The organism is Acaryochloris thomasi RCC1774, assembly GCF_003231495.1.
Lineage (GTDB): Bacteria > Cyanobacteriota > Cyanobacteriia > Thermosynechococcales > Thermosynechococcaceae > RCC1774.
In genome coordinates this window covers 157,789-180,598 of sequence record NZ_PQWO01000009.1, presented here as the reverse complement: position 1 = coordinate 180,598, position 22,810 = coordinate 157,789, and the positions used below count along the sequence as shown (strand labels likewise).

21 protein-coding genes are annotated in these 22,810 nt (G+C 50.3%); 11 read left to right on the top strand and 10 right to left on the bottom strand.

The annotated features are described in order from the left end of the window. The first annotated feature begins 21 nt into the window (after positions 1–21). From C1752_RS15290 to C1752_RS15265, 6 genes are all read left to right on the top strand, one after another. Positions 22–204, top strand: a complete 183-nt coding sequence (locus C1752_RS15290; RefSeq protein ID WP_110986942.1) for a hypothetical protein — start codon at positions 22–24, stop codon at positions 202–204. A gap of 197 nt (positions 205–401) precedes the next feature. Beyond that, positions 402–704: an ArsR/SmtB family transcription factor gene (locus C1752_RS15285; RefSeq protein ID WP_110986941.1), complete on the top strand. Its 303-nt coding sequence runs from the start codon at positions 402–404 to the stop codon at positions 702–704. 4 nt (positions 705–708) lie between these two features. After that, positions 709–1,542: a phosphate ABC transporter substrate-binding protein gene (locus C1752_RS15280; protein WP_233501621.1), complete on the top strand. Its 834-nt coding sequence runs from the start codon at positions 709–711 to the stop codon at positions 1,540–1,542. Then, complete coding sequence (gene pstC / locus C1752_RS15275; protein WP_110986939.1) at positions 1,526–2,371, top strand: phosphate ABC transporter permease subunit PstC; 846 nt, start codon at positions 1,526–1,528, stop codon at positions 2,369–2,371. The genes C1752_RS15280 and pstC overlap by 17 nt, the downstream gene beginning before the upstream one ends. Beyond that, a complete protein-coding gene (pstA, locus tag C1752_RS15270) occupies positions 2,368–3,222 on the top strand; it encodes a phosphate ABC transporter permease PstA (protein ID WP_110986938.1) in 855 nt (284 codons plus the stop codon). Before pstC ends, pstA begins: the two co-directional genes overlap by 4 nt. Then, entirely contained in the window at positions 3,222–4,064 is an 843-nt protein-coding gene (locus C1752_RS15265) for a phosphate ABC transporter ATP-binding protein (protein ID WP_110986937.1), read from the top strand. Before pstA ends, C1752_RS15265 begins: the two co-directional genes overlap by 1 nt. 33 nt (positions 4,065–4,097) lie before the next feature. Here C1752_RS15265 and C1752_RS15260 read toward each other — a convergent pair whose 3' ends face one another. Beyond that, complete coding sequence (locus C1752_RS15260) at positions 4,098–6,161, bottom strand: EAL domain-containing protein (RefSeq protein ID WP_110986936.1); 2,064 nt, start codon at positions 6,159–6,161, stop codon at positions 4,098–4,100. Positions 6,162–6,344: 183 nt separating this feature from the next. On the opposite strand from C1752_RS15260, the gene C1752_RS15255 reads away from it, so the two are divergent. Continuing rightward, positions 6,345–6,632 carry a hypothetical protein gene (locus tag C1752_RS15255; protein ID WP_110986935.1) on the top strand — a complete coding sequence of 96 codons (288 nt, stop codon included), beginning with the start codon at positions 6,345–6,347 and terminating at the stop codon, positions 6,630–6,632. Between the two features lie 19 nt (positions 6,633–6,651). Here C1752_RS15255 and C1752_RS15250 read toward each other — a convergent pair whose 3' ends face one another. From C1752_RS15250 to C1752_RS15240, 3 genes are all read right to left on the bottom strand, one after another. Next, positions 6,652–7,884 carry a DUF1501 domain-containing protein gene (locus C1752_RS15250; protein WP_110986979.1) on the bottom strand — a complete coding sequence of 411 codons (1,233 nt, stop codon included), beginning with the start codon at positions 7,882–7,884 and terminating at the stop codon, positions 6,652–6,654. A gap of 26 nt (positions 7,885–7,910) precedes the next feature. Beyond that, positions 7,911–9,383, bottom strand: coding sequence for a DUF1800 domain-containing protein (locus C1752_RS15245; protein WP_110986934.1), 1,473 nt, complete (start codon positions 9,381–9,383; stop codon positions 7,911–7,913). Positions 9,384–9,478: 95 nt separating this feature from the next. Further along, positions 9,479–10,132: a Fe2+-dependent dioxygenase gene (locus C1752_RS15240; protein ID WP_110986933.1), complete on the bottom strand. Its 654-nt coding sequence runs from the start codon at positions 10,130–10,132 to the stop codon at positions 9,479–9,481. A 223-nt stretch (positions 10,133–10,355) separates the two neighbouring features. On the opposite strand from C1752_RS15240, the gene C1752_RS15235 reads away from it, so the two are divergent. After that, the gene (locus C1752_RS15235; protein WP_110986932.1) at positions 10,356–10,544 is read left to right on the top strand and encodes a hypothetical protein; all 189 of its coding nucleotides are present in this window, start codon (positions 10,356–10,358) and stop codon (positions 10,542–10,544) included. Positions 10,545–10,626: 82 nt separating this feature from the next. On the opposite strand, the gene C1752_RS15230 is transcribed toward C1752_RS15235, so the two are convergent. From C1752_RS15230 to C1752_RS15220, 3 genes are all read right to left on the bottom strand, one after another. Beyond that, entirely contained in the window at positions 10,627–11,997 is a 1,371-nt protein-coding gene (locus C1752_RS15230) for a di-heme oxidoreductase family protein (protein ID WP_233501620.1), read from the bottom strand. Between the two features lie 108 nt (positions 11,998–12,105). Beyond that, positions 12,106–13,266 (bottom strand): imelysin family protein, encoded by a 1,161-nt coding sequence (locus C1752_RS15225; protein WP_233501619.1) that lies wholly within the window; start codon positions 13,264–13,266, stop codon positions 12,106–12,108. A 323-nt stretch (positions 13,267–13,589) separates the two neighbouring features. Then, entirely contained in the window at positions 13,590–15,437 is a 1,848-nt protein-coding gene (locus C1752_RS15220; RefSeq protein WP_110986930.1) for a vanadium-dependent haloperoxidase, read from the bottom strand. A gap of 292 nt (positions 15,438–15,729) precedes the next feature. Between C1752_RS15220 and sodN the strand changes: the two genes are divergently transcribed. The 3 genes from sodN (at position 15,730) to C1752_RS15205 (ending at position 17,514) form a co-directional block, all read left to right on the top strand. Next, on the top strand, positions 15,730–16,200 hold the full coding sequence (sodN, locus tag C1752_RS15215; RefSeq protein WP_110986929.1) for a superoxide dismutase, Ni: 471 nt from the start codon (positions 15,730–15,732) through the stop codon (positions 16,198–16,200). Continuing rightward, the gene (locus C1752_RS15210) at positions 16,182–16,643 is read left to right on the top strand and encodes a S26 family signal peptidase (protein WP_110986928.1); all 462 of its coding nucleotides are present in this window, start codon (positions 16,182–16,184) and stop codon (positions 16,641–16,643) included. Before sodN ends, C1752_RS15210 begins: the two co-directional genes overlap by 19 nt. A gap of 358 nt (positions 16,644–17,001) precedes the next feature. Then, positions 17,002–17,514, top strand: a complete 513-nt coding sequence (locus tag C1752_RS15205) for a hypothetical protein (RefSeq protein WP_110986927.1) — start codon at positions 17,002–17,004, stop codon at positions 17,512–17,514. A gap of 65 nt (positions 17,515–17,579) precedes the next feature. Here the strand turns inward: C1752_RS15205 and C1752_RS15200 are convergent, their stop codons facing one another. The 3 genes from C1752_RS15200 to C1752_RS15190 are packed head-to-tail and all read right to left on the bottom strand — an operon-like array spanning position 17,580 to position 22,522. Next, complete coding sequence (locus C1752_RS15200; RefSeq protein WP_110986926.1) at positions 17,580–18,890, bottom strand: MFS transporter; 1,311 nt, start codon at positions 18,888–18,890, stop codon at positions 17,580–17,582. 2 nt (positions 18,891–18,892) lie between these two features. Continuing rightward, positions 18,893–19,894: an ABC transporter substrate-binding protein gene (locus tag C1752_RS15195; protein WP_110986925.1), complete on the bottom strand. Its 1,002-nt coding sequence runs from the start codon at positions 19,892–19,894 to the stop codon at positions 18,893–18,895. A 3-nt stretch (positions 19,895–19,897) separates the two neighbouring features. Beyond that, entirely contained in the window at positions 19,898–22,522 is a 2,625-nt protein-coding gene (locus C1752_RS15190) for a TonB-dependent receptor domain-containing protein (RefSeq protein WP_233501618.1), read from the bottom strand. Positions 22,523–22,810: the final 288 nt, after the last annotated feature.

Genomic DNA, 22,810 nt, shown 5'->3' with positions numbered 1-22,810 from the left:
TACCCCCTGCTGTGAAGAATCATGAGTAGAGCCAATTCTGCCTGGGCCTTGAAGTGGTTCAGCTTCTTCTTCGCTGGCACTTTAGCCATTTATATCCTCCGTGGGTTTGCGGTTCTATCTATGTTGCCGGGTTACGTACTCTGGATCCTGCTGCTTTTGACGCTTGTATCAGGTTTACTAACGGCTCTCCAGCTTTTGCGCTAGGTCTAGCAAACCCAGAAAAACATGCCCTACTTCATCCACAGGTTCTATCGATATTGATGAGCGGTGACGGCTGATACGCTCAGCAAGGGTTTAAAGAACACTCAGATTCGACTCATGAATAGAGATTGATATCAATGTATATTCAATCTTGATCTAGTCTCTACCTTCGCTTTCTCTTTAGGAACTTGAGCTGTACCGTGGCCGACAACTCGCAGAGCTGTGTGATTAAGTTAAAAATCTTAGCTGACTCCAGCCGATTATCGATTATCAGGCTCCTGATGGATGGTCCTCAGCATGTTTATGAGATCAATCGGGTCTTAGGTCTAGAGCAGAGCCTGCTTTCTCATCATCTCAAAGTGTTGAGAGAGGCTGGGTTTGTGCAGTCGGTGCGAGACGGCAAAGCAATGTTGTACTCGCTGGTGCCTGAAATCCTCAGCACTAGGCAGCAAGGGCTAGATCTGGGCTGCTGTGAATTGTCCTTTACTACATCTTCGACTTAACGCTATGAACAGAGGAACCTTTCTACGGCTAATGCCGCTGGGATTTGCTCTGGCATTGGGTCTTCAAGCTTGTAACTCAACAAGTGCGTCCAATGCTTCCAGCAAGCTCGTGCTGACGGGATCGAGTACGGTGGCACCACTGACGGCAGAAATCGCCAAGCGCTACGAACAAGAAAATCCGAGTGCCCGAGTCGACGTGCAGTCGGGCGGTTCTTCGCGGGGAATTGCGGATGTCCGGCAAAAGGTGGCTGATATTGGCATGGTGTCGCGCTCACTCAATGATCAAGAGACCGACCTGAAGGCCTTCCCCATTGCTAAAGACGGGATTGCCATAATTGTGCATAAGGATAATCCTATCGGTCAGCTGACTGAAGAGCAGGTCATCGGTATCTACACCGACAAGATCAATAACTGGAGTCAGATTGGCGGCCAAGACGCTCCGATTACGGTGGTCAACAAAGCAGAAGGACGTTCTACTCTAGAGTTGTTCCTCAAGCACTTTAAGCTGGAATCGCCGAACATCAAGGCTGATGTCGTGATTGGCGACAACGAGCAGGGGATCAAAACGGTGGCGGGAAACCCCAATTCTGTGGGTTACGTCTCTGTGGGGACGGCTGCTTCTCAAGTGCAAACCGGCGGAACAATTAAGCTGCTGCCTCTAAATGGCGTTGTTGCTTCATTGGAAACGGTGGAAGACGGAACGTTCCCGTTGTCGAGATCGCTGACTCTGATCACGAGCGGATCCCCAACCCCAGCTCAGCAGAAGTTTCTAGACTTTGCTCAATCTCAACAGGTTCACGATATTGTCCAGGAGCAATATTTTGTCCCTTTATCGTAGCGATCGCAACCTCCTTGTCATCCTCCGGATTTTGTCAGCGCTCTCTGGTGCGGTTTTGATTCTAATTGTGGGCTTTCTGCTATTGGAAGCGCTCCCTATTCTTAATCAGATTGGTTGGTGGCGGTTTTTTAGCGATCCTGGCTGGTATCCGACCTCGCAGCAGTTCAACTTGACGCCAATGGTGGTTGGAACCTTGCTAGTGACCTTGGGGGCCGTGGTTTTAGCGACGCCCCTGGGTGTTCTGTCCGCTATTTTTTGTCAGTACTACGCGCCTAAAGCTGTCGCAACGGTCTACCGTCGCTTGATTGAGCTGCTGGCTGGTATTCCCTCTGTGGTCTATGGATTTTGGGGGCTAGTTGTTCTGGTGCCTATGATTGGGCGGCTGCATCCTCCGGGGCCGAGCCTACTGGCTGGCATGTTGATTCTCGCCGTCATGATTTTGCCGACGGTGATGTTGGTGACCGATTCTAGTCTGGCCGCAATTCCACCCCACTATTGGAAAGGATCACAGGCTCTAGGCTTAGGAACCTGGGCGACGGTGCAGGGCGTCTGTTTACCTGCGGCTCGCTCGGGACTGATTACCGGTGTGATGCTGGCGACAGCCCGCGCTCTGGGCGAAACCCTGGCGGTTTTGATGGTGTGCGGCAACATTGTGCAGGTGCCCCAGCAGGTCTTTGATCCGGTGCGGACCTTGACCGCCAATATTGCTTTAGAGATGGCCTATGCTCTGGAACAGCATCGAGCAGCTCTCTTTGTGAGCGGCTTAGTGCTGATGATCGGCGTCACAGTTTTGGTGCTGGTCAGTGAACTCCTGCAGCCGCAGTCATGACGATCCGCCGCCGTCATGCCTCAGAGTCACTGATGGCCGCTGTCGTTTGGAGTACGGCCGTCTTTGTCACGCTGATTTTGCTGTGGTTGATCGGTGATTTGGTATGGCAGGGGGGTGGGCAGGTCAACTGGGCCTTTTTGACGACGACGCCAGAGAAAGCTGGCGTTGAGGGAGGCATTTTTCCCATTCTGGTTTCTACAGGGTTGATCCTGATGGTCTGTATGGCTGTTGCGACGCCTTTGGGGTTAGGAACCGCAATTCTGCTGACTGAGTTTAGTGGGCAAGCAGGGCCGCTGGGTCGAGCCGTCCGCCTCAGCCTTGATATTCTTGCGGGTGTGCCCTCCATTGTGTTTGGTCTCTTCGGTAATGCCCTCTTTTCCAAGCGGCTGGGGCTAGGTTTTTCCATCCTGTCAGGGGGACTCACCCTCGCCTGCATGGTTCTGCCGATTTTGATTCGCTCGGTTCAAGAAGGGCTGCAGGCCGTTCCGCAGGACTATCGACGCTCGGCTGCGGCCTTAGGTCTATCGCGGACGGCGACACTGGGAACATTGATTGTGCCTGCCGCGATGCCGGGAATCGTGGTCGGCCTGCTGTTGGGGACTGGACGTGCGATCGCAGAAACAGCGGCTCTCATTTTCACCAGCGGCTACGTGGACCGAATGCCCAGCTCTCTTTTAGACTCAGGTCGTTCGCTTTCTATACATATATACGACCTTGCCACCAATATTGCCGGGGGCGAACCCCACGCCTATGCCACCGCCCTTGTCTTGATGGGGACTCTGATTTTGATCAACGCCGGGGTCTCGTGGCTTGCCTATCGTTTTCGTCAGTCTAGACTTCAGGTGACTTAATGCTGCTCCAGTCTCGCCAATCTCGGCCCCACAAACCTCAGGTAAAATCTCGTCAATTTCAGTTGACGTCTGATTGTGACTCACCGCCGAGCCTGGACGTGAAGCAGTTAGCCCTGCGCTACAGGGAAACGCGCGTGCTCGAAGATGTCAATCTCTCAATACCAGCGGGAAAAATTACGGCTCTGATCGGTCCCTCTGGCTGCGGAAAGACGAGCTTTTTAAACTGCTTAAATCGACTGATTGATTTGACACCCCAGACTCGAATGTCAGGGCAGATTCAGTTAGAGGGACGTGATATTCAGCAGTTCCCGGTGATTGAGCTGCGGCGTCAGGTGGGGATGCTGTTTCAAAAGCCCAATCCCTTTCCGCTCTCGATTTATCGCAATATTGAGTTTCCGCTGCGGGAACATGGGGTTTGCGATCGCAACGAGATCGACACCATCATTGAAACGGCCTTGAAAGATGTGGGGCTATGGCACGAAGTTAAAGATCGCCTTAAGTCACCTGCACTCGCCCTCTCCGGGGGGCAGCAGCAGCGGCTTTGTTTAGCAAGAGCCTTAGCGCTGAAGCCCTGCGTAATTCTAATGGATGAACCCTGTAGTGCCCTGGACCCGATCTCCAGCGAAATTGTTGAAGACCTCATCTGTCAGCTTAAAGGTGACTATACGGTGGTTGTCGTGACCCATAACCTAGCTCAGGCCCGGCGCGTCGCCGATCAGGTTGCGCTTTTTTGGGTGAATGAAGGCGTCGGACAGGTGATTGAATCTGGCCCCACCCAACAGGTTTTTTCTGAACCCCAGCATTCTCTAACGAAGGCCTATGTCAGCGGTCGTCGGGGATAAGCCATCAGTACAAGAGAGTCTCACCCGCAAGCGTTAAAGAAAAGAGGATTCTTCTTGGCAATGATCAATATGGGTAAACAAGAGACTGATCTGATCAGCAGGCATTGGCCTACCGGTGTAATTCCCCTGCACTACATCGACACCACAATCTCTGACAAGCTGAAGCTGAGATAGATTCTCGACGCCCTCAGCTACCACCGAAAACCCGAGGTCATGGCAGAGTCGCACGCTGGATTCTAGTAAAACCTGCCCTCGCACACTTTCCTTTTTAGGGGGGACCACCAGCTTGCGATCTAGCTTGATTTCGTCTGCCTCTAAGGACACTAGATTCGTTAATGAAGAGTAGCCTGCGCCAAAATCATCAATAGAAATCCGGTGTCCTGCAGCCCTCAATTGGCGCACAACAGAAGCTAAAGCTGCGACCTCTACCGTGTAAGTATGTTCTGTGATTTCAAGATAAAAATAAATATCATATTCTTTCGCCAGGGCAATAAATGTACGGACCGCTAGCTGATCCAATAAAAAGTCCTTATCGAAATTAATGCTAATCGGAGGAATGGATAAGCCCTCGGCTCGCCATTGCTGGACCTGCTCAAAGATGAGATCGACCACCTTTTGGTCAATAACTTTAGAGATCCCTTGCTGATAGAGCACAGGCAAAAAATTTGGCGGCAGCGTTCTTCCCATCGCATCCCGAGAGCGGATTAATGCTTCTATGCCCATGAGTTGCCCCGATCGGGCTTCGACCTTGGGTTGAAAATAGAGCAGCAATTGACGACCTTTCAACTGCTTTAGAACCCGGCGCGCTGATGTCATGCTCTTGAGCTTACCCATCTGTTTGCTGACGAATAGGCGCTCCTCGCGCAGATCGATCTCTTCATTGATAAACCCATAGGCATCATCTTCAAAGAGGTTAGAGAGATATAGGGGGGTTTTAAATTGATGTTCTGCCAGTACAAGAAAAGGGTAGTAAATACAGCCATCTAAGAGCAAGCAGACAAAATTTGTGAAGACGGCCCATTTTGACCCATTAGTGGCGATGTAAGCGCTGTAAAGGGGAGGAGACATCCAAGAAATTTCGATAGGGTCAATGGTGAAGGCTCCACTGGTCATAGCGACTAAGGCCACCACCATGTTCACAAATGGGGCTAAGAAAAATGGAATGAGAAAAAATGGATTCAGAATAATCGGCAGTCCAAACAGCAAAATTTCATTAACGTTGAACAGCGAGAACGGCAAACTAAGCTGGGCAATGGATTTGAACTGGGTGGGCTTCTGAGTGAGCAAAATTAAAAAAGGAACCACGAAGGTGCATCCCGACCCACCAATGTTCATAAACACATCATGGAAGGTTTTCAGGCCCAGACCGCTGGCATCACCGGCTGGCGTATTTTTTAAGAGACGAAAGAGTCCATCAGCACTGTGCTCACCGTGGAGGCCAATGAACCACGTCAGCAATGAAACTGTTTTGTACAGGACGAGTTCCTGAACTTGGCTGATTTGCTGAAATTTTGGTAGAGATTGAGCGATGAGTGTGATCAATCCAGTCTCTGCTATCAGCTGCAGGCATTGCCCCAATAGCTCAAAACAAAGGACCGTCAGCAAGCCAGGAATGAGGAGGTTGAGCGTTTTTTTGAGTTGAGGATTAAGGTCAGTTTGCTGCTTGACGAGCTTGAGGTAAGGCAGGCGGGTAAAGAAGGCGAGAATTCCTGCGGCCAAAAAGGTGGCTGGAATACTGGTCAAAATTGAGCTGTTGTAGGAAGTGATTTGAGCCGATGAATTGATAGATAGAAAGCCAGATAGCCGAAAGAAGCAGACCATGGCAATCAGCATTGTGCCGATTGGATCAAGGCTTTTTGTCTTTGCCAACAGCATGCTGAGGGCTAAGTTTAGAAATAAAGGAATAAGGAAGTAATAAAGCCGACTCACTTCTGCGCCGTTGAGTGCGGAGGCCCTAATTATTCCCCAAGATTCTAAGATGCCGGTCAAGCCCGAAAGCAAGACCACAATATTCATGATTAAGACAATGGGTAAAAGAGACGTAAATGCTTCTCTGAGAAGTAGCAAAGTCTTGGAGCAGGTAAGCTGACGCAGCATAGAAGAGAGGCAAGAATGATTCTAATTTCAGCCGAGAACACTGCTAGATCCCATGATCTCCCCCCTATCATGTGTGGCTGTTTTGCAGATCTAACCTCATCGCGCAAAGCTGAGGGAACCTTTGTTGTAATCAGTTACACAGGTTCTTCATTATTATGGAGCTTATCCCCGCAATTGCCTACTATGACGCAGCTTTTCGCTATTTTCTTGGCTTTAATGTTGGTGGTGGCTCTGCCTGCCCAGGCAGAAAGCTGTCGGTCTGTGGACGGCCATCATCTCTGTATCGTGCGTCTGCAGCGTAGTGCAAAGCATTACTGGGAGTATTGGGCTGTTGTCAGCGTGGATGGTCTTCGACCTGCGAAGGTGGTGTTTAACTGTCGAGATCGCATCCAGATTCAAGCCGATGGGACGACGGTCCCGTTTCGGCCAGACGGTCTCGGTGACTCTGTTTGCCGACTCTATCGGCGCTAGCTTGTTTATACGCCGATGGCTAGAAGATCGGCAGTGTCTGCTGTACGGAATGCCCTGGAAAAACCTGAGCAAGCTGGGTACTGTTGAGGCCCATATGCTGGGTGAGAATGGATGCGATCGCATCCCGAAAATCCGTCGTCACGGCTAAATCTCGTCCTTGATAGAGCTGCGTCTCAGCCAATCCTGGCCAGTTCCCGTAGACTTGCTGACCGTTCACCTGGCCTCCCAAAATCCACATCACATTGCCGTGACCATGATCGGTGCCTTGATTCCCGTTTTCACCCACGGTGCGACCAAACTCTGACATCACCACGATAGTGGTGTCGTTAAACGTTGAACCCAGCGCCTGGGTTAGCTGTTGAATTCCCTCGCCCAGGCTACGCAGCCGATTTGCTAACGGTCCCTGACTGCTCCCCTGATTAACGTGGGTGTCCCAGTTCCCAAAAGAAATCGAGGCCACTTGGGTCTGAGTCTTGCCCGTCATGAGCTTTGCAAGCCGGTTTAAATCACTGGCGGCGTTCACAGGAGAGGGCGCTCCTTTTGAGGCCTGCATCATCTCAGTATTAAACTCCGCCAAGAGGGCTGTGCGGGCCTGACGGCCCCGCTGATAGGCCTTTGCCAGAGCGTTATCACCTTGATATAGGCGGTCAAACGCTTCTTGAACTGGAATATTATCGATGGACTGACGACGAACCGCCTTTTTGCCCAGGGGAAGCGTTGTCACCTGTTGGCTACCTGACAAAATCAGCGGCGTTTGTGCCCCTATATTGACTGCCTGTGTGATCGGACCTGCAGGTAGATTTGCCAACAATCGATTCAGCCATCCGTCCTTAATGCGTTTGTTTCCAGGTATACCCGTCTCCATGTAGTCTTGAGCATCAAAATGAGAACGCGTGGCATCGGGAGACCCACAGGCATGGACAAAGGCCAACTGACCGGCTTTCCAAAGCGGCATCAGTGCCTCAAGAGCTGGGTGCAGTCCAAACTGGTTGTTTAAGGGTAAAGCCCCCTGAGGCTGCCCAGGTTGAGGAATGGCTACGGAAGGACGGGCTTCATAGTAGGCCGACTCTCGATAAGGAACCACCACGTTAAGGCCATCAACGGCCCCGCGCAGCAAAATGACGATTAGACGCGGTGAGCGTCTAGACTGGCCCCACGCATGGTGCGGGAACCAGAGATCGCGGGTGCCGACGGCCAAAAGACTAGAGGCTCCCGCTAGGGTTCCGTATCGGAGAAAGTGACGACGGTTCATAGGGTTAAAAACAGGCATACAAATTGCTAGCGGTACATGAAGTCAGGGCTACCCAGCAGCAAAGCTGCACGCAGGCGCTCGGGGCTGGCATCAACCACGGTTTGGGTTGGGGACGAAATTTGATCTCCCAGCGTGTTGACTAACTGGGGCAGATCGGTCGGTCGGTTCTGAGATCCTCGATTTCTCGTGAGCGTCATTGCGAGACTAACGCGGCGAGTCACGGCCTCTGGATTTAACCATTCAGTCTGGGTATTCGGATAGCCATCGGGTGTCCGACAGCGATAGAGCGGCATACCAAGCTGGGCGAACATTCCTAGCATCTGCTGAGTGTTGAAATCTAGATCGCGCCCTTGGGCGCGTGTTGCTGAGAGAACATATTCATAGGGCGTTTTATATTTACGGCCTTTATACTTATCGTCCCAAAACTCAGGGCTGTGGAACAAAGTGTCCAGAACAGCCCGAATATCACCATCTGTCTTGAGGTAGCGTTGCGTGAGGCGCTTGACCAGTGCCTCTGGCGGCTGATCAGCAACAAAATATTGAGCCAGTTCATAGCTAATCTGCCGAGCGGTAGCGGGGTGACTTGCTAAAAGATCTAAGAGTTGTTCGCCAGCCACGATCCCCTGGCCCGTAATTTTTGTGCCCAGAACGGTCTTAGGACGAGGGTCATGTCGTTTTGCATTAAAGTAAAACCCCGTAGGATGCTGAGCCATCTGTCGGGGGGCTGGGATGCTCCAGCCGGTCAATAGTTCGGCGGTGGCAATGATATCTGCCTGAGTGTAGCCTCCATTCACGCCCAGAGTATGCAGTTCTAGCAGTTCACGGGCATAGTTTTCGTTAAGCCCCTGGAATCGCCCCCGAGCGCCTGGACTGTTGGGGGCAGTGTTGCGCCAGTTATCAAGATAAAACAACATTGCAGGGTGTTTAGCCGTGGCCCCCAACAGATCCCGAAAAGAACCCAGAGCATAGGGACGAATGGCATTCCGCTCGTAGTCTCCGATCCAGAATTTGACTCTGCCTTTTTCTGCCGAAACGTTGAAGTGATTAAACCAGAAGTTGACCATCACTTCTTCTAGCTGCCGAGGGCTAGCGATCGCCTGTATTATCCGGGCTTGCTCTGCTTGCTTCAAAGGCCGACGGGCTTTTTGGCGTGCGGCTTTCTGAGCTGCTGGCCTCTGTTGTTGTTGACGCTGAGGCTCGAAGCGCTGAATAACCTGAATGGGGGTAAGCTTCAATATCTTGAGCTGCTGTAGCTTTCGTTTGAGGTTTGACGGCGGCTGTAAAGATTTAGGGGAGAGCTGTTCTTTGATGTACCCTTCAACGCCGACGGCCTGAATGTGTTCCAGATCGCCTGGGCGAGGACCAAAGCTAAGACGGTTGAGAACGTAGATGGCTCGGGAGTCAGTGACGGCCTGCACGGGGACTGCTAACGGCCCCAGAAAGCTAATCACGCAAAGAAGGCTGATCAGAAGAGGGCGCCATAGGCCACGGTTAATCATGCTCACTTCCTAGAAACGAACGGCAATACGAAGAATTGCCGCATAACGCTTGAATGATGTATTGACCGATGCCTAAGAAGGGATGTTCCGAATCGTTAGTCAACCCACTGACGCAGCAGGTTGGCGTGACTTTTAGAGATCAGATCAAATTCGACGGTCTTACCTTCTCTAGCAAACAAGGATCGCCGTGCGGTGTCTAGATCAAAGAGCAGTTCTCGCTTTTGCGGATCGCGGATCAGGCTTTGTGCCCAGCCCACCGCGACTAATCGAGTGCCGTCCGTGACGGGTTCGACCCGATGAAGTGTGGAAGAAGGATATGCGATCGCATCCCCGACACCCAGCCGATACCGCCGTTCACCATCAGCATGCTCAATGACCAGCTCTCCGCCTTGATAGGCCGTCCCCAGAAATAGCGTGAACGAAACATCCGAGCGCCACTGCCCCATGAGCGCATTATCCACATGGCTACCGTAGGACATCCCTACTTCATAGCAGCTAAACAGGATGGAGTGAATTTTCTTGGGCCGCACCACAGCACTAAACAATGGATGTCGCCTGAGGGCTGACTCAACCACCTGCCGCAGGTCTGCTGCTTCTGGAGCATTCCGTTGCATCTGCAAGTTTTGCTTCACCTGCTTGGCATGCCAGCCTGCCGTGATCTTGCCGTCGACAAACTGAGCCTTTGAGAGCGCTGAGGTGAGGTATTCAAGCTCCTCAGACGCGAGCACATTTTCAACTTCAACAATCATGAGGATTTAACAGGTTACCGTAGAGAATCATAGTTTTAATATTTGATGGTCTAGCTTTTGATGCATTGCATGAGACGAGGCAACGTTTTCGCATCACTGCTATGGGCAGTGGTACCCTATATTTCAGTACCGTGCATGACAAATGCACCACTTCATGATTCTATTTTATGAAGAATCACTCTCATTTAATAAATGTGTTTCGGTAACAAACAGGAGAAAGTAAATGCGCTCAAAAGCAATTGAAGTCTTTTTGGCTCTGGGCCTAGCTGCAACGGTCACGGCCTGCGGAACCACTGGTGATGCAGGTGGCGAAGGTGGCGAAGCAGAGACAGCGCCCACAGATACAGAACAAACAACGCCAGCCGAGATTGAAGAAGAAGACGGTGAAGGCGGCGAAGGCGGCGAAGGTTAAGCCTAAGATTGAGTTCCTGATCGTTTAATAACGGCGTTGCTCTGCTAGGGCGACGCCGTTTAGCGTAGATAAGGCTCGAACACTATAGAGAGTGCAGGAACCGAACCAGAGCGTCTCGATCTTCTTCTGCCATTGCCATGAATGTTTGCTGAGCAGACTGGGCTTCACCCCCGTGCCAAAGAATGGCTTCCTCTAAGGTGCGAGCGCGACCGTCGTGGAGATAACTAGAGTAGGGTAAAACCGTCTGAGTAACCCCAATGCCCCATAGAGGTGAGGTCCGCCACTCACTACCCGTCGCCTCGAAATCAGGGCGATTATCCGCTAGCCCTGCTCCCATATCGTGCAGCAGCATATCTGTGTAGGGATGAATGGTTTGATTTTCTAGTTCAGCATATTCATGCTGACCCGTGCGCAATTCAGAAATGTGGCAGCTTGCACAGTTGGCCTTCGTAAAAAGCTGTTCACCTCGCTTGACCTTTTGATCTTTAATCAATGTTCGAGCTGGAACGGCCAAGGTCTGAGCATAAACCGCTGCTGCCTTCAGTGTCTGCGCATCAATATCGCTGGAGCCGTCCGCCTCTAAGAATAAGGGGTTGGTGACGCCCATATCGTTAAAGTAGGCCGCCGCGCTCTGCTGCAGGAGATTAGGCTGATTGGCCTTTAGCCCAAAGCGTCCAAGGGTTATTTTCTTCTGTTCCATGTCCCAAACTTGATTCGGGCGACCAGAGATGCCGTCGTTGTTGCTGTCTTTGGGATCAGCTAGGGCCAAAATATTTTTTTCGGGGACAGCCTCTAAGAGGCCTAAGCCAAACACTGGAGGTGGAATGCGGAGTGAGGTTAAGACTTCTGAGGGGAGTGGTTGCTCATTAGGAAGAGTGATTGTGGCCTGGGGCGATCGCAACTCATAACCCGTCCCATCCTGATACTGTCCTTTTTCCGCTTTCCAGCTAATCTCTACTCGAGCTTCAGGTGGATGTCCATAGATCGCCTGATCTTGAATCTGGGTACCAATACCAGGAACCGGAGGCGTATTCTCTGAAGGGGCTACCCTTTCAGCGTGGTAGTCGTCTTTGTCAGGGAGGTTTGAGGCATTCTCGGGATTGCTTACCCGAACCAAAAGCTGACCTTTCTCAGGCAGTCCACGCCCATTTCGCAGGTGACAGCCAGTACAGGAGGCATTGTTAAACTGTGGTCCTAACCCTGGATTGACGCGTGCGGGGGCCGTGACAAAGACGGCATCAAAGGCCAGATCACCTTCAAAATGCTCTTCATTACTTTTCTCGCTGAGGTTGGGAGCAGGATGTTCGTAGGCCCGTGAACTACGGCTAATCACGGTGGTGTCGCCCCCGGCCATCGCCGGAGGGACAGAGGAGGGGACGAAAAAGGTTGAGGCGAGGAAGGTTGAGATCGCAACCCCACCGGCAAGGACAAGAAATTTCGTCAGCTTACTCACTGACTTAAAACGGAACATAAGCGGCACGATGAACAATTATCTTGGACGAAGTCGACTCCTGGCCAAAACTGCCATTGACCAAGGAGAAAAGTGAATTGAACTGCAGGCTTAGCTGGACTCTACCAGCGGCAATACCTGCTCTTCGAAAGTCGAAAACGCAGTCAAAACAGCATCTTGGGCCGATTGCATTTGAGCCAACGCCGCCTCTTCTGAGATCTTGGGTTCAATGGGGGCCGGAATTGCGGCAACTGCATCAATTGCGGCCTGTAGTTCTTTCTGAATCTGAGCATCAAGATCGGCATCTTTTTCCGCAAGCCATGCGCTTAAGCTGGCACCACTTGTGCCCGCCTTCGACTTGCCTAGGTAAGCGTTCTGGGCGCCAATGAGGTTGTTTTTGAAATCAGTGGCAGAAGTGTGGCTAAACCGACTTTCTAGATCATCCGTTGTTTTAGCCTTGAGCGGTTCGCCAATTTTCTCATTCCCTACTTCATCTAGACAGCCAATAATGCCACCCACGATTTCCTCTAGAGCCGATTGAGACGTGGGATAGGCTGAGTTATCTTCGCTCCCCGCTGTTGCTAAAACAGTCTTGTAAGCTGGATTGCCGTCAATACCTTCAGACCAACTGGTCACCAAATCATTTGCCGTTTGGTCAAAAGCGGTGGCTAACTGCTGCACCAACTGCTTTTCACGGTCAGAAAAATCTGCTGCCGTTTTATTGTTGTCGGAGCCAAAAAGCAGTAGCTCAATAGTATGAAATCCTTTTTGTGTCGTTTGTAGCCCCTCAACCGTTTCTGCCGAGATGGGGGCCGCCCCCTTTAGCACGCCTTTAAGATCGGTCTCATTGACGGGCCAATCATCAAGATCGCCGTCATACCCCAAAGATTCAGCCGGGCCAAAGGCAAACGCTTCGCTCTGTTCCCAAGGTTCACGGGCCTCGGTCCAAGCGACTTGAGCAGCCTTGAGTGTCTCTACATTGGCATCGGCTGTGAAGGCATCAACTTTAGTCTTGAGAGTGTTTGACTTCTCTACTAACAGCTTGTACGTCGGAATGACAACTTGCTCTGGGAAATCACTTATCAGCTGTACGTTGCCGCCAGCGCTTGAGCTACTGCCGCCACTTTCCGAGGTTGTTGTCGTGGTTTCGCACCCGGTTCCCAAAAGCAGCACGGCGAGAACCGCACCCATTAGGGATAGTGTTTTTGGTGTACGACGCTGGACGACGGATACCTCTAGAGCTTGTGGATTAATCGTCTTCTTTGACAACACGTTTCAGTTAGCCTCCTAAAGGGAATAGATTGATTGAGCAATATGCGATCAAAAATACAGGTCGCTTTATCCTGAAGTACTTGTGTAGCAAGGGATTTACAAAATATCTTCTTTTTCGCAGTTGAGAAGTATTCCTTATTGTAGAGGAGAGTTGTCAAGCTATATTCTGAACGTTTGTAACAATGCCTCTCAATAAGTTGAGGGTAGAGCGTCGCAATCAGTGATGTATGGGCGGGAATGTACCCGTCAAACGTCTTTCAAGAGAAAAGGTCCCGACCCCAGAGCCGGAACCTTGTGAATTGTTTGTTCCCTGCAAATCGGCGTTACTCAATCGTTCCAATCACGACGGTCCCGCCATCATAAAGAGGGACGGTCATTGAAAATGGAAACTGGTGGCTGTTGTACGTCAGCGCCTGTTCTTCCAAAATGCCAAGGGCAATCAGCTCACCTAAGCGCAGAGACTCAATATAGTCCGAGAAATAGTGAACCCCAGCCATATTTCTACCAATGGAGATATTTGAAGCCAGTTTATTAAGTTCCCCTTCTACGGTTAGAGGCTTGCTGAGATGGACTGGGCATAGCGATCGCCCACCCGTACTAGGGTTAGCCTCATAGGCTTGATCCTGGAAGGGTTTGCCATTGTCATCCTTGCGACCTGGCTCGACAAGATTGTAGTCGTGTTTAAAGAAAGCCTTCAGTATTGTCACACAGGCCCCTGCTACAGTGGCATGACCGGCTCCATAGGAAGGATGCATGGGGGATCCTTCAGGAAAAGCCATTGGCAACAAATGGTTTTTCATGGGTAAAACGCCAGTATCTTGTAGCGTTGTCCAGAGTTGACGCACAGGTTCTAGTCTCGAATCGTTAGCGTTCTCTCGTAATCGATCCATCAAACCGCCCAGCGCCTCTGGTCTTGTGCGATTGTGGATATTAAATTTCTGAAAACGAACGGCTTTTAGCGCTCTTGTTGCGACTTCAGTGACCAGCGAGAGAATATGTGGGCCACCAAACTGAGCAAAGCCTTGTTGATTAAATCCATTATTGAATCGATTAAAACCTGGGTCTGTCGGCACACCCCGCTCCAGCATCAAAATACAGGCATTGAGATAGGCCTGGTAAAGTTGGTCGAAATGAACGTAGGTGGCTAAGTCCCGAGGAGTTGAAATAAAGCGATAGGCGGGACCATTGGGCTCATTTGGGTCGCCCGTCCTAGCGATGGGGGTATAGTCTGTTCGATTATAGTCAAAGCGGTATTGGCGATTGACGTTAACCCCATTTTGGACTGTTTTCCAATCGCAGAAGTCAGTCATGAAGTCAATGTTCTCTGTGGCGATGCGGACACGCTGATCAATGCTATGGGCGCCATAGGTAATCTTCCCTGCATTTTCTTGCCACTCGAACCGCGGCTCTGGTAGTGGGTTGGCCACCTCAGCGTCAGCACCACGGCTGGGATTTCCAATTAACAGAAATTGAGAAATGAAGGGACCGTTCTCGTCCCCCTCTGTGACGCCTCGAAATAGATTCCCTGGTGTAACTGATGCTCGCTCACGTCCGAGAAATCGCCCTGCTTGTTCACCGAAAATCTGCTCAACGTCGTACTGGCAAGTTGGCCGCTTTTGAAAGCCAGTGCCAAACCAACTGAATTTATTCAGCACGGTAATGCATTCAGAGACGGTGCCGCCTGCACCAAAACTAGAAAACCGAGTATCTCGTAGCTTCGCCATGGCATAAACTTCAGCCAGTTCTGCTGCTAGTTCTGCACTATCAAGCTTTGGGGCTGGCGGCATTGTGATCGCCTGAGCATCTGGGCCTTCGAGGTCAAAGACAAATCCTGTGCCAGGACTTTCCCATTTGCGACGCCCTTGCCCCATTGTGGGCGGGACCGGCACCGTGTCAAGCTCGTCAGGTAAGCCACTGCGAATGGCGCTGCGATAGGTCTGATAGTCTCTGGGATCTACCAGAAAACCATCTTCACTATGCTCTAGTCCTTTTCGGAAATTACCGGGCTGTCCGGCCAAGATTTCTTCCCCATTACTTTGATGCGTTGCATGGGGACGCTTGGCGGCTAAGACTGCAGCCTTCTTGCGCCGTAGCTTGGCTTCCGTTCTGCGATCAAACTGTAGATTTGAGTCATCGTGCCGATGCTGATCTTTATTTGGCTTGGGCCACATGGTTGATTGCTCCCGTTTTAATTAGACTAGATTCTTCGCAACCTGAAGGTTGGCGTATTTTTCAGAGGAATACGCCAAAAATCTTTTGATTACGTTGATTTACTAGATCTATCGCCCTGGGACCGCAGACTTATGCAAGAGCCCTCGACGTGTTTGTGCCAGAAGCTAGGCATAGCAGAGTTCAAACTGATTCTTAAGTTTCTTGATTGCGGGTCAAATTTGTTCCATGATCGCTAAAGACAGATACCATGCGGGTATACCCCAAATTGATCCATTCGAGGAACGATACGCTATGCTCAACGCAATTACAGCCAAAATTCAAGCTTGCTTCCCGGCTCCAGAGGTTCACGCCCACTGTGATGGCCCCTGTGGTGTCTACGATCCGGCTGCAGCCCGCATTACGGCTGAGGCTGTACTTTCGATGACGAAAAAGATTGTAGACCTGCAGCCTGCTGGACAAGATGCAGCGTCGATGGTGGCTTACAACAATACGCTGTCTCGCTACATCGCAATTAAGGAAGAGCAGGCCCAAAAGACCAAAGAAGACATTCTCATTCTTTGGACAGACTACTTCAAGCCTGTTCATTTAGAGAAGTATCCTGATCTGCATGATATTTTCTGGAAAGCTGCGAAGCTCTGTTCTGCCTGCAAGGTAGAAGTTAGTGTTGAGCATGCGACTGAACTGATGGCGGCAGTGGAGCAAATTCACGGCATTTTCTGGGCCACTAAGGACCGGGATGTCCAATGGGTCAAGGCCAGCTAGATCGGCCTTTGGCTGCTGTATTGAAGCCCAATCTCTTCGAGTTTGGGCTTTGGTTGTTTCGGCGGCGCTTTCGTTTCCGGGTGGTTGGGCTATCGATGATGCCGACACTCTATCCAGGAGATGAGGTTTTGGTTAACCACCACGCTTATCGGTCGAGTCTCCCTATTGTGGGAGATTTAGTTGTAGCGGAACATCCGGAGCGGCCTGGGTTGAAAATTGTGAAGCGGGTGGCTGCGATGACCGTCAGCGTACCTTTGAGTTCTTCGCAGGATTTATTGACTCCTGGATTGGTCTGTCGGTTATCGACCGCCGCCTCCCCTAATACCTATGTTCTCCTCGGCGATAATCTGGACGCTAGCACTGATAGCCGCTCTTTCGGTAACGTTCCTGCTCACAACATTTTAGGGAAAGTGACGAGTCTGTTTTACCGTATGCCTCGATAGTTGCAAAATCCTGCAGGAAGAGAAAGAAATGGACATCCTTTACAAACTGTTCTCAGATCCACGTCTATCGATTGTCCTTGCGCCACTTGTGATCTCTACTTTCGGTACCTTGTTCTTGCTAGATATTTTTGACCACCAAGATTAGGAGTCAGAAGGGGATTGTCAACTTAGCTGCAGAGTTCAAAATCTAGACGCTACTTTTCTGCGTTGGGCTCTGGGTGGATATTTACGCAGCAGTGATCAGACCTGTCAGCTCTAGCAGGTTCAATCGCTCTCAAAATTAGCATTCTGAAAGACTGCGTTTGAGATGCGGCAATTGTTTAGCTATTGTTAAACTACCTCTACAGAGATAAATGTGATGAGTAAAAAACTTTTTAGTCCTGGGGAAATTGTTGAGAATAGTGGACTATATCCAGTTGTCGGTCCCAGAGGTGGGGACAAAGGATACGAAGTTACTGTCGTGAAAGGCGAGCCATTTCCACCGCTTCCTGAGAAAGGGTGGGGATTTAGCGAACCTCGTTTGACCAAGACTGCTGCAGAGGATTCTGGCGAAGCGATGGTTGTGTACTCACCATCCGAACTGCCGGATCATCGTCCTGTTCATGGGGGCAATCCAACTCTAGTTCCGTCTGAGACACTCCCCAGTAGTCGCCCTATTCTTGTCGGAACCCGGCAGGTGACAAGCTTTGATCATTTACCTCAACATCGTCCCGTTTTTCAAAGTGATTTGGACATTGTTGCAATGTTTGGCAATCGCCCTGTTGTTCGTTTAAATTCGTCACTCACTCCTTCTGCATCTTTGCCGGGAAATCGTCCGATTGCAGATAATAGCTCTCTTTCAAGTGGAAACTTAATGGGTTACTTAGATTGATTCTGTGCCTCTTTGAAAAGCGCTTCAGACACAACTCATCATAGAGACAACACAAGCAGTTTTAATCACTCTCTTAGCGAAGGCTTAGAAACTTGCAATACGACCTCAGCATATCGAAGTCTGCGTATTCCATAGCCACTTAGGCCAATAACTAAGTTGCAGGTCGCAAAACACATTAGCTCTAAGGTGAGTCCCATGCCTTGTCCCGTTCCTAACCAAGACCCAACAAAACTCTTTGCTAGAATTCCTTGGTTCTGCATTGCAGGCTCAAAAATACGATCCGCAAGTGGACCTGAGATTACTGCGCCCAAAGGTGTTGATGCTTGAGCTAGTAGATAACGAGTTGCAAAAACCCTACCTTGTAGGGCTGGCTTCACCTTCGCTAACCAGATTGCTTGGTTTGATGCGCCAACGAGCGGTATGAAGCAAGCACTTAAGAAAGCCGCAACTATCCACAGCCCTTTAGCTTGCGTAACGCTCAAAATGAGCCAGCCTAATTGAGGTAAAGCAACACCTAAAAATAATCCATGAATACGTGGGGTAAAAACACCAAAGATTGCCAGTAGTAATGCCCCGAAGACACCTCCACAGCCCAATGCTGACTGGAACGTTGCTAATAGACCAATATCATTCTCGCTGCGAGCTAAAATCACGGCGGGTAAGATCGCAATACTGGCGCTCGTAAAAAAGTTAGCGCTAAATAAAAATATGAGAATGGCTTTGAGACCTGGTTGCTTAACAATATAGCGAAAGCCAAAGGTTAACTTTTGGCGAATCGTTTCTGGGCCGCTGATAGGCAAAGGCTGGGGAATATGGAGTACAAATAGGGAAACAGCCGCAAAACCGAAGGTTGCTAGATCAATCCCTAAAATGCCCAGTAAGCCAATGAATGGGTAGAGCGCCCCGGCGAAGGCGGGAGCAAAGACAAAGGCACCTGCACCTTTGAGTGAATCCATTGCACCGGCCCGTCCATAGTGATGCTCAGGTAATAGCAGCGACACCGAGGTCGAGAGTGCAAGGCTTTGAATATAGCTAAACAAGCCGTTGATAGCGCAGGAAAAGTAGAGATGCCAAAGGGCAAGTTGATGCGTCTGCAGCAGCACAAGAATGCAGATAGAGGATAGTCCTGCGATTGCGTTGCCCACGATCATCAATTTCTGGCGGCTATAGCGATCTACCAGCACACCAGAGAAAGTGGCCGCTGCAATTTTGGCGACTTGGGCAAAGAAAAATAGTAAAGATAGTGGTGTGGCCTGCCCTGTCTGCTCCCAGGCCCAGAGCGTGACGGCAAAGTTCGTCATGTTAGAGCCAAGCAGGGAAGCACATTGACCGGCCCAAAGCGTACCGTAGACTTTAACGCCAGGAACTGCCGACATCTTCAGGACTGATTCTCAGCAGAAAGAGCTGTCTCAAGATCCTTTAGGATCTCTTGGGCGGCGAGGATATTTCTACCCGCAGACCAAACCTGATTGCTGACTTCATAGATGCGATCGCGTTTCACAGCCTTCAGCTTTGCCCAGATAGGATCACTGACAAAGGCTTGCCGATCTAAGCTGGTATCAGAGCGCTGGTCTCGGACGAGAAAAATGATATCGCCATCAAGACTCTCTAAATCCTCTCGAGAAACAAAAGCTGCATGTCTTTTGGGTTTCTGCTGCGCTTTTGGTCGATCAACCCCTATATCTTGCAGGATGGAGCCGGCAAAGCTTTTGACGCTGAAAACGCCCACTTTCCCTTGGGCCGTTGCAACAATAGAAACGACCGTCTCACTGACATCTTTTGATTGGGTATTGAGAGCTGCAGCTTTATCTTTATAGTCCTGTAGAAGTTGCCAACCTTGCTGTTCTTTATTTAAAGCCTGGGCAAAAAGGATGAAGTTCTCTTGCCAATCGCCTGCTCTACCACTGCCCTCAGAAAAAACAGTCGGGGCAATTCGATTCAGATTCTTGTAAAGTCGCTTAGAGCCAACCTTGCTCCCTAAGATCAAGTCGGGGTTTAAGCGGAGGATTGTTTCTAGGTTAGGTTGATTTCCGTCTCCTACAGACTCAATCCCCTCGGTCTGCGACCCTAAATAATTAGGGAATTGCTCATAAATTACTGATCCCACAGGCTTTACGTCTAGTGCTAGAGATGCATCTAGAGCAGCCGTATCTACTACCACGACACGCTGGGGCTTTTGGGGAACTTGGCTCGTTCCCATTGCATGCTCAATGGTACGAGAACTGTTTTGAGGCAGTGGGGAACGCTGAGCCGCTAGATCTGGCAGGGGATCTTTTGTGCAGCTTGAAAGCAGAATAAATAAGAGTAGACCCACAACGAACCAAATTAGATGTCTATAAAGATTTACGGCATTTGAACTCAGGGCGTTATAGGTATTCATTGACTAAAACTCAAAGCTATAGCGAATACTGTAGGTTCGACCTTCGCCAGGGAAGCGACGGATTTCTTGAATGCCGGTTCGCTCTTGAGAGCTAACCGGCAAAAACTGGTTATCTAATAGGTTCTTAATTCCGAACTGAAGTTTGCCGGGGCCAAGCTTGACCGTGCTAAAGAGGTCAACGACGGTATAGCCAGTCACTTGAAACTGATCAACACCCGCATCAAAGGCGCGATCTCGTCCTCCAACAAACACAGCCTGGAGACGAGTACGCCAACCCGGTAGTGTTTCATTTTCGACATATACTGTTGCCTTGAAGGGCTGAATATCAATGGAACTGAGAGGAACAAAGCTGTCATCACCATCATCTTCAGGGTTGTTTTCACCTTCATTCCAGGAAAGAATGGTACCCAATCGCCAGCGATCGACCGGCTGCCAATCAGCCGTAAACTCAACCCCATAATTACGCTGAGGCGCTCTTACCTGACTTGTAATACCGGTCTGATCCACCTGGATTGTTGAGCCGAGGGAAGATGTACTTAAGAAACCCGCAAGGCTGAGCGTTAAATCGTCAAAGTTACCGCGTACGCCCAATTCGTAGTTGTTGACTTTCTGGGGTTCTAGCTGAGCGTTGTCCTCCAGGGTGCTGCCCTCCGCAACCAGACCTAAAGCAATTCCGACACTCGGTATGGAGAAACCCTGGGCAAAATTACCGTACAGACTAATCTGATCGGTGGCTTTGTAGACAATACCGGCATTAAACACAAAATCATCTACCGTTACCGATCCCCCTTCTACTTGAGCCGGGGGGAAGAAGCCAAAGAACCCCCCTGCAAAGGGACTGACTGTATAGTCATCAACGGAAAGACGAATATTCTCATACCGAGCGCCACCACTGAATGCAAGCTTGTCGGTTGCGTTCCACTGGAGTTGAGCAAAAGTACCCGCATTTCGCAGTCTGTACAGCGGAGACTGATTGAATTCTCGAAAGACATTGGCTTCTTGGTCATTATCAAAGGCGTCTGGATCAATGTCGAGAAAGAGCTGCTCATTCTCTTCATAGGAAACATCAGCGCCCCACAAAAGGCTCAACCGCTCTGTGATAGGTGTATCCACCTGCAGACGTCCCCCAAGCTCTAAAGCGTCTAGCTGTGTCTGAGACACAAGGGGCAAAAAGGGGTTGAATAACAAGGGGGCCAGAGCCGGATTCTGCCGAATATCAGTTATATTCTGGGTCAGGTCCGTCGTTCTCAAGAAAGCCTGCACATTGACTTCGGAATCAAAAACGTCTTGGTGGCGGTAGGTGATGTTGAAATTTTGCACCGTTTGAGAAGGCTCGTTATCACCAAATCGAATCTCACCAACCTCTAGGGCATCTACTTCTTGATTGCCTGGAGGGATGATGCTGGCTGTATCAGCAGTAAAGTCAGTCGCGAAGACATTATTGAAAAAGCTATAGGTAAACTGAACCCGCTGGTTTTCAGAAATATCGAAACCAGCCTTCGCTAAAACGTTGATGGCGCGATTGTCATTATTCAAACCATCTGTGGGAGGAATTCGATCGCCCTCGGCATCGAATGAGGGGTCATTGACATCAAAGGCCGCATTTAAAAGAAAATCAAACTTTCCTTCCTTGCCCGTGATGCCAGTATCGACTTTGAAACCCACGCCACCCTCTGAGAGATTATCAAAGTCGGGTCGAAGGGTGAGACCCAGACGCACTTGCTGGCCCTCTTCGGTGGGTGTGCGGGTGATGATGTTGATCACACCCCCTGTTGCGCCATCTCCGAAGATAGCGGTGGGTCCACGAACGACCTCAACACGCTCAATCGATGAGGGATCGATGGCCGATAGCTCTGTCCCGAAGGAGGCATTACCCGTCTGAGGAATACCATCAATTAAAATCTGAGCGGGACGACCCCGCAAATCAAAGACTCGAGTCCGACCATCGCTAGTCGGCGGTCCTAAGCCAGGAACTAGCTTACCGAGTGTGCTAGTGAGATCGCCCCCTGCAAGACCTTCTCGCTCAATGTCTTCGCGTTTGACGACAGTGACGGATCGAGGCACGTCTTCCGTTTCTTCTTCGGTGCGGGTCGCTGTGACGATAATCTCGAGATCATCATCCTCTTCGAACGGGACGTCAGCACTGGGTTCCTCGGTCCCCGGTTCTTCTGGGGAGTCTTCAGTTACGGGGACATCATCAGGCGTTTCCGTTGCAGGAGTCTCTAAGACAGTGGGGGCCTCAACCTGGAAGACCAATTGCTGCGCCTCTTGCTGCACCACACTGGTCAAACCGTCGGTCTCACCGACAACCGTGACGCGAACGCGACTGACATCTAGGGGGATCACAGAAACTGCGCGAATGCCGGGTGCTGGGTTTGCCTGCTCAAAGATTTCTCCACCTGGAAGATTCAACTGAGCGTTGCTGATATCAGCCGTGAAAGTTGATTCAGTACTAGATGTAGAAACCTCAAGATTTTCTCCATCTGGCACCGTCAGCACAATACTGAGACCTGTTTCGGTCTGCAGTAGCTCAACGGCACTAATGGAAACCGTCTGCGCCTGAGCTGGCTGGGCGATGAGAACAGCCGCAACCCCTAAAGCCCCACAAGGAAATAACCAATTTTGCACAATGACTCCTCACTTTGCTCTGTACTTTGATACAGGCGCGATCCCCACTTTATTCACAATAGATTCAATAGCCCTAGGCACTCAAAAGCCTTTTAGTTGAGAATAGTAGTATTTACTCACAACCATTACTATTCAGCCAAGCGAAGGATCATTTTGTCAAGTGGCAGTTAGATTATAGGCTGCAGAGAATTGGGAAATACTGTTTCTAGAGCTTTTCAGCCCCAAAACCTCGCGTAAAATCTCTGAAGTTCCTTCATAATAACAGGCACAGTTTTTTATCTTGGTCTC

Coding starts and splice junctions, on each gene's coding strand:
- C1752_RS15290 (WP_110986942.1), top strand. CDS start 22: ATGAGTAGAGCCAATTCTGCCTGGGCCTTGAAGTGGTTCAGCTTCTTC.
- C1752_RS15280 (WP_233501621.1), top strand. CDS start 709: ATGAACAGAGGAACCTTTCTACGGCTAATGCCGCTGGGATTTGCTCTG.
- pstA (WP_110986938.1), top strand. CDS start 2,368: ATGACGATCCGCCGCCGTCATGCCTCAGAGTCACTGATGGCCGCTGTC.
- C1752_RS15265 (WP_110986937.1), top strand. CDS start 3,222: ATGCTGCTCCAGTCTCGCCAATCTCGGCCCCACAAACCTCAGGTAAAA.
- C1752_RS15260 (WP_110986936.1), bottom strand. CDS start 6,161: ATGCTGCGTCAGCTTACCTGCTCCAAGACTTTGCTACTTCTCAGAGAA.
- C1752_RS15255 (WP_110986935.1), top strand. CDS start 6,345: ATGACGCAGCTTTTCGCTATTTTCTTGGCTTTAATGTTGGTGGTGGCT.
- C1752_RS15250 (WP_110986979.1), bottom strand. CDS start 7,884: ATGAACCGTCGTCACTTTCTCCGATACGGAACCCTAGCGGGAGCCTCT.
- C1752_RS15245 (WP_110986934.1), bottom strand. CDS start 9,383: ATGATTAACCGTGGCCTATGGCGCCCTCTTCTGATCAGCCTTCTTTGC.
- C1752_RS15240 (WP_110986933.1), bottom strand. CDS start 10,132: ATGATTGTTGAAGTTGAAAATGTGCTCGCGTCTGAGGAGCTTGAATAC.
- C1752_RS15235 (WP_110986932.1), top strand. CDS start 10,356: ATGCGCTCAAAAGCAATTGAAGTCTTTTTGGCTCTGGGCCTAGCTGCA.
- C1752_RS15220 (WP_110986930.1), bottom strand. CDS start 15,437: ATGTGGCCCAAGCCAAATAAAGATCAGCATCGGCACGATGACTCAAAT.
- sodN (WP_110986929.1), top strand. CDS start 15,730: ATGCTCAACGCAATTACAGCCAAAATTCAAGCTTGCTTCCCGGCTCCA.
- C1752_RS15210 (WP_110986928.1), top strand. CDS start 16,182: ATGGGTCAAGGCCAGCTAGATCGGCCTTTGGCTGCTGTATTGAAGCCC.
- C1752_RS15205 (WP_110986927.1), top strand. CDS start 17,002: ATGAGTAAAAAACTTTTTAGTCCTGGGGAAATTGTTGAGAATAGTGGA.
- C1752_RS15200 (WP_110986926.1), bottom strand. CDS start 18,890: ATGTCGGCAGTTCCTGGCGTTAAAGTCTACGGTACGCTTTGGGCCGGT.
- C1752_RS15195 (WP_110986925.1), bottom strand. CDS start 19,894: ATGAATACCTATAACGCCCTGAGTTCAAATGCCGTAAATCTTTATAGA.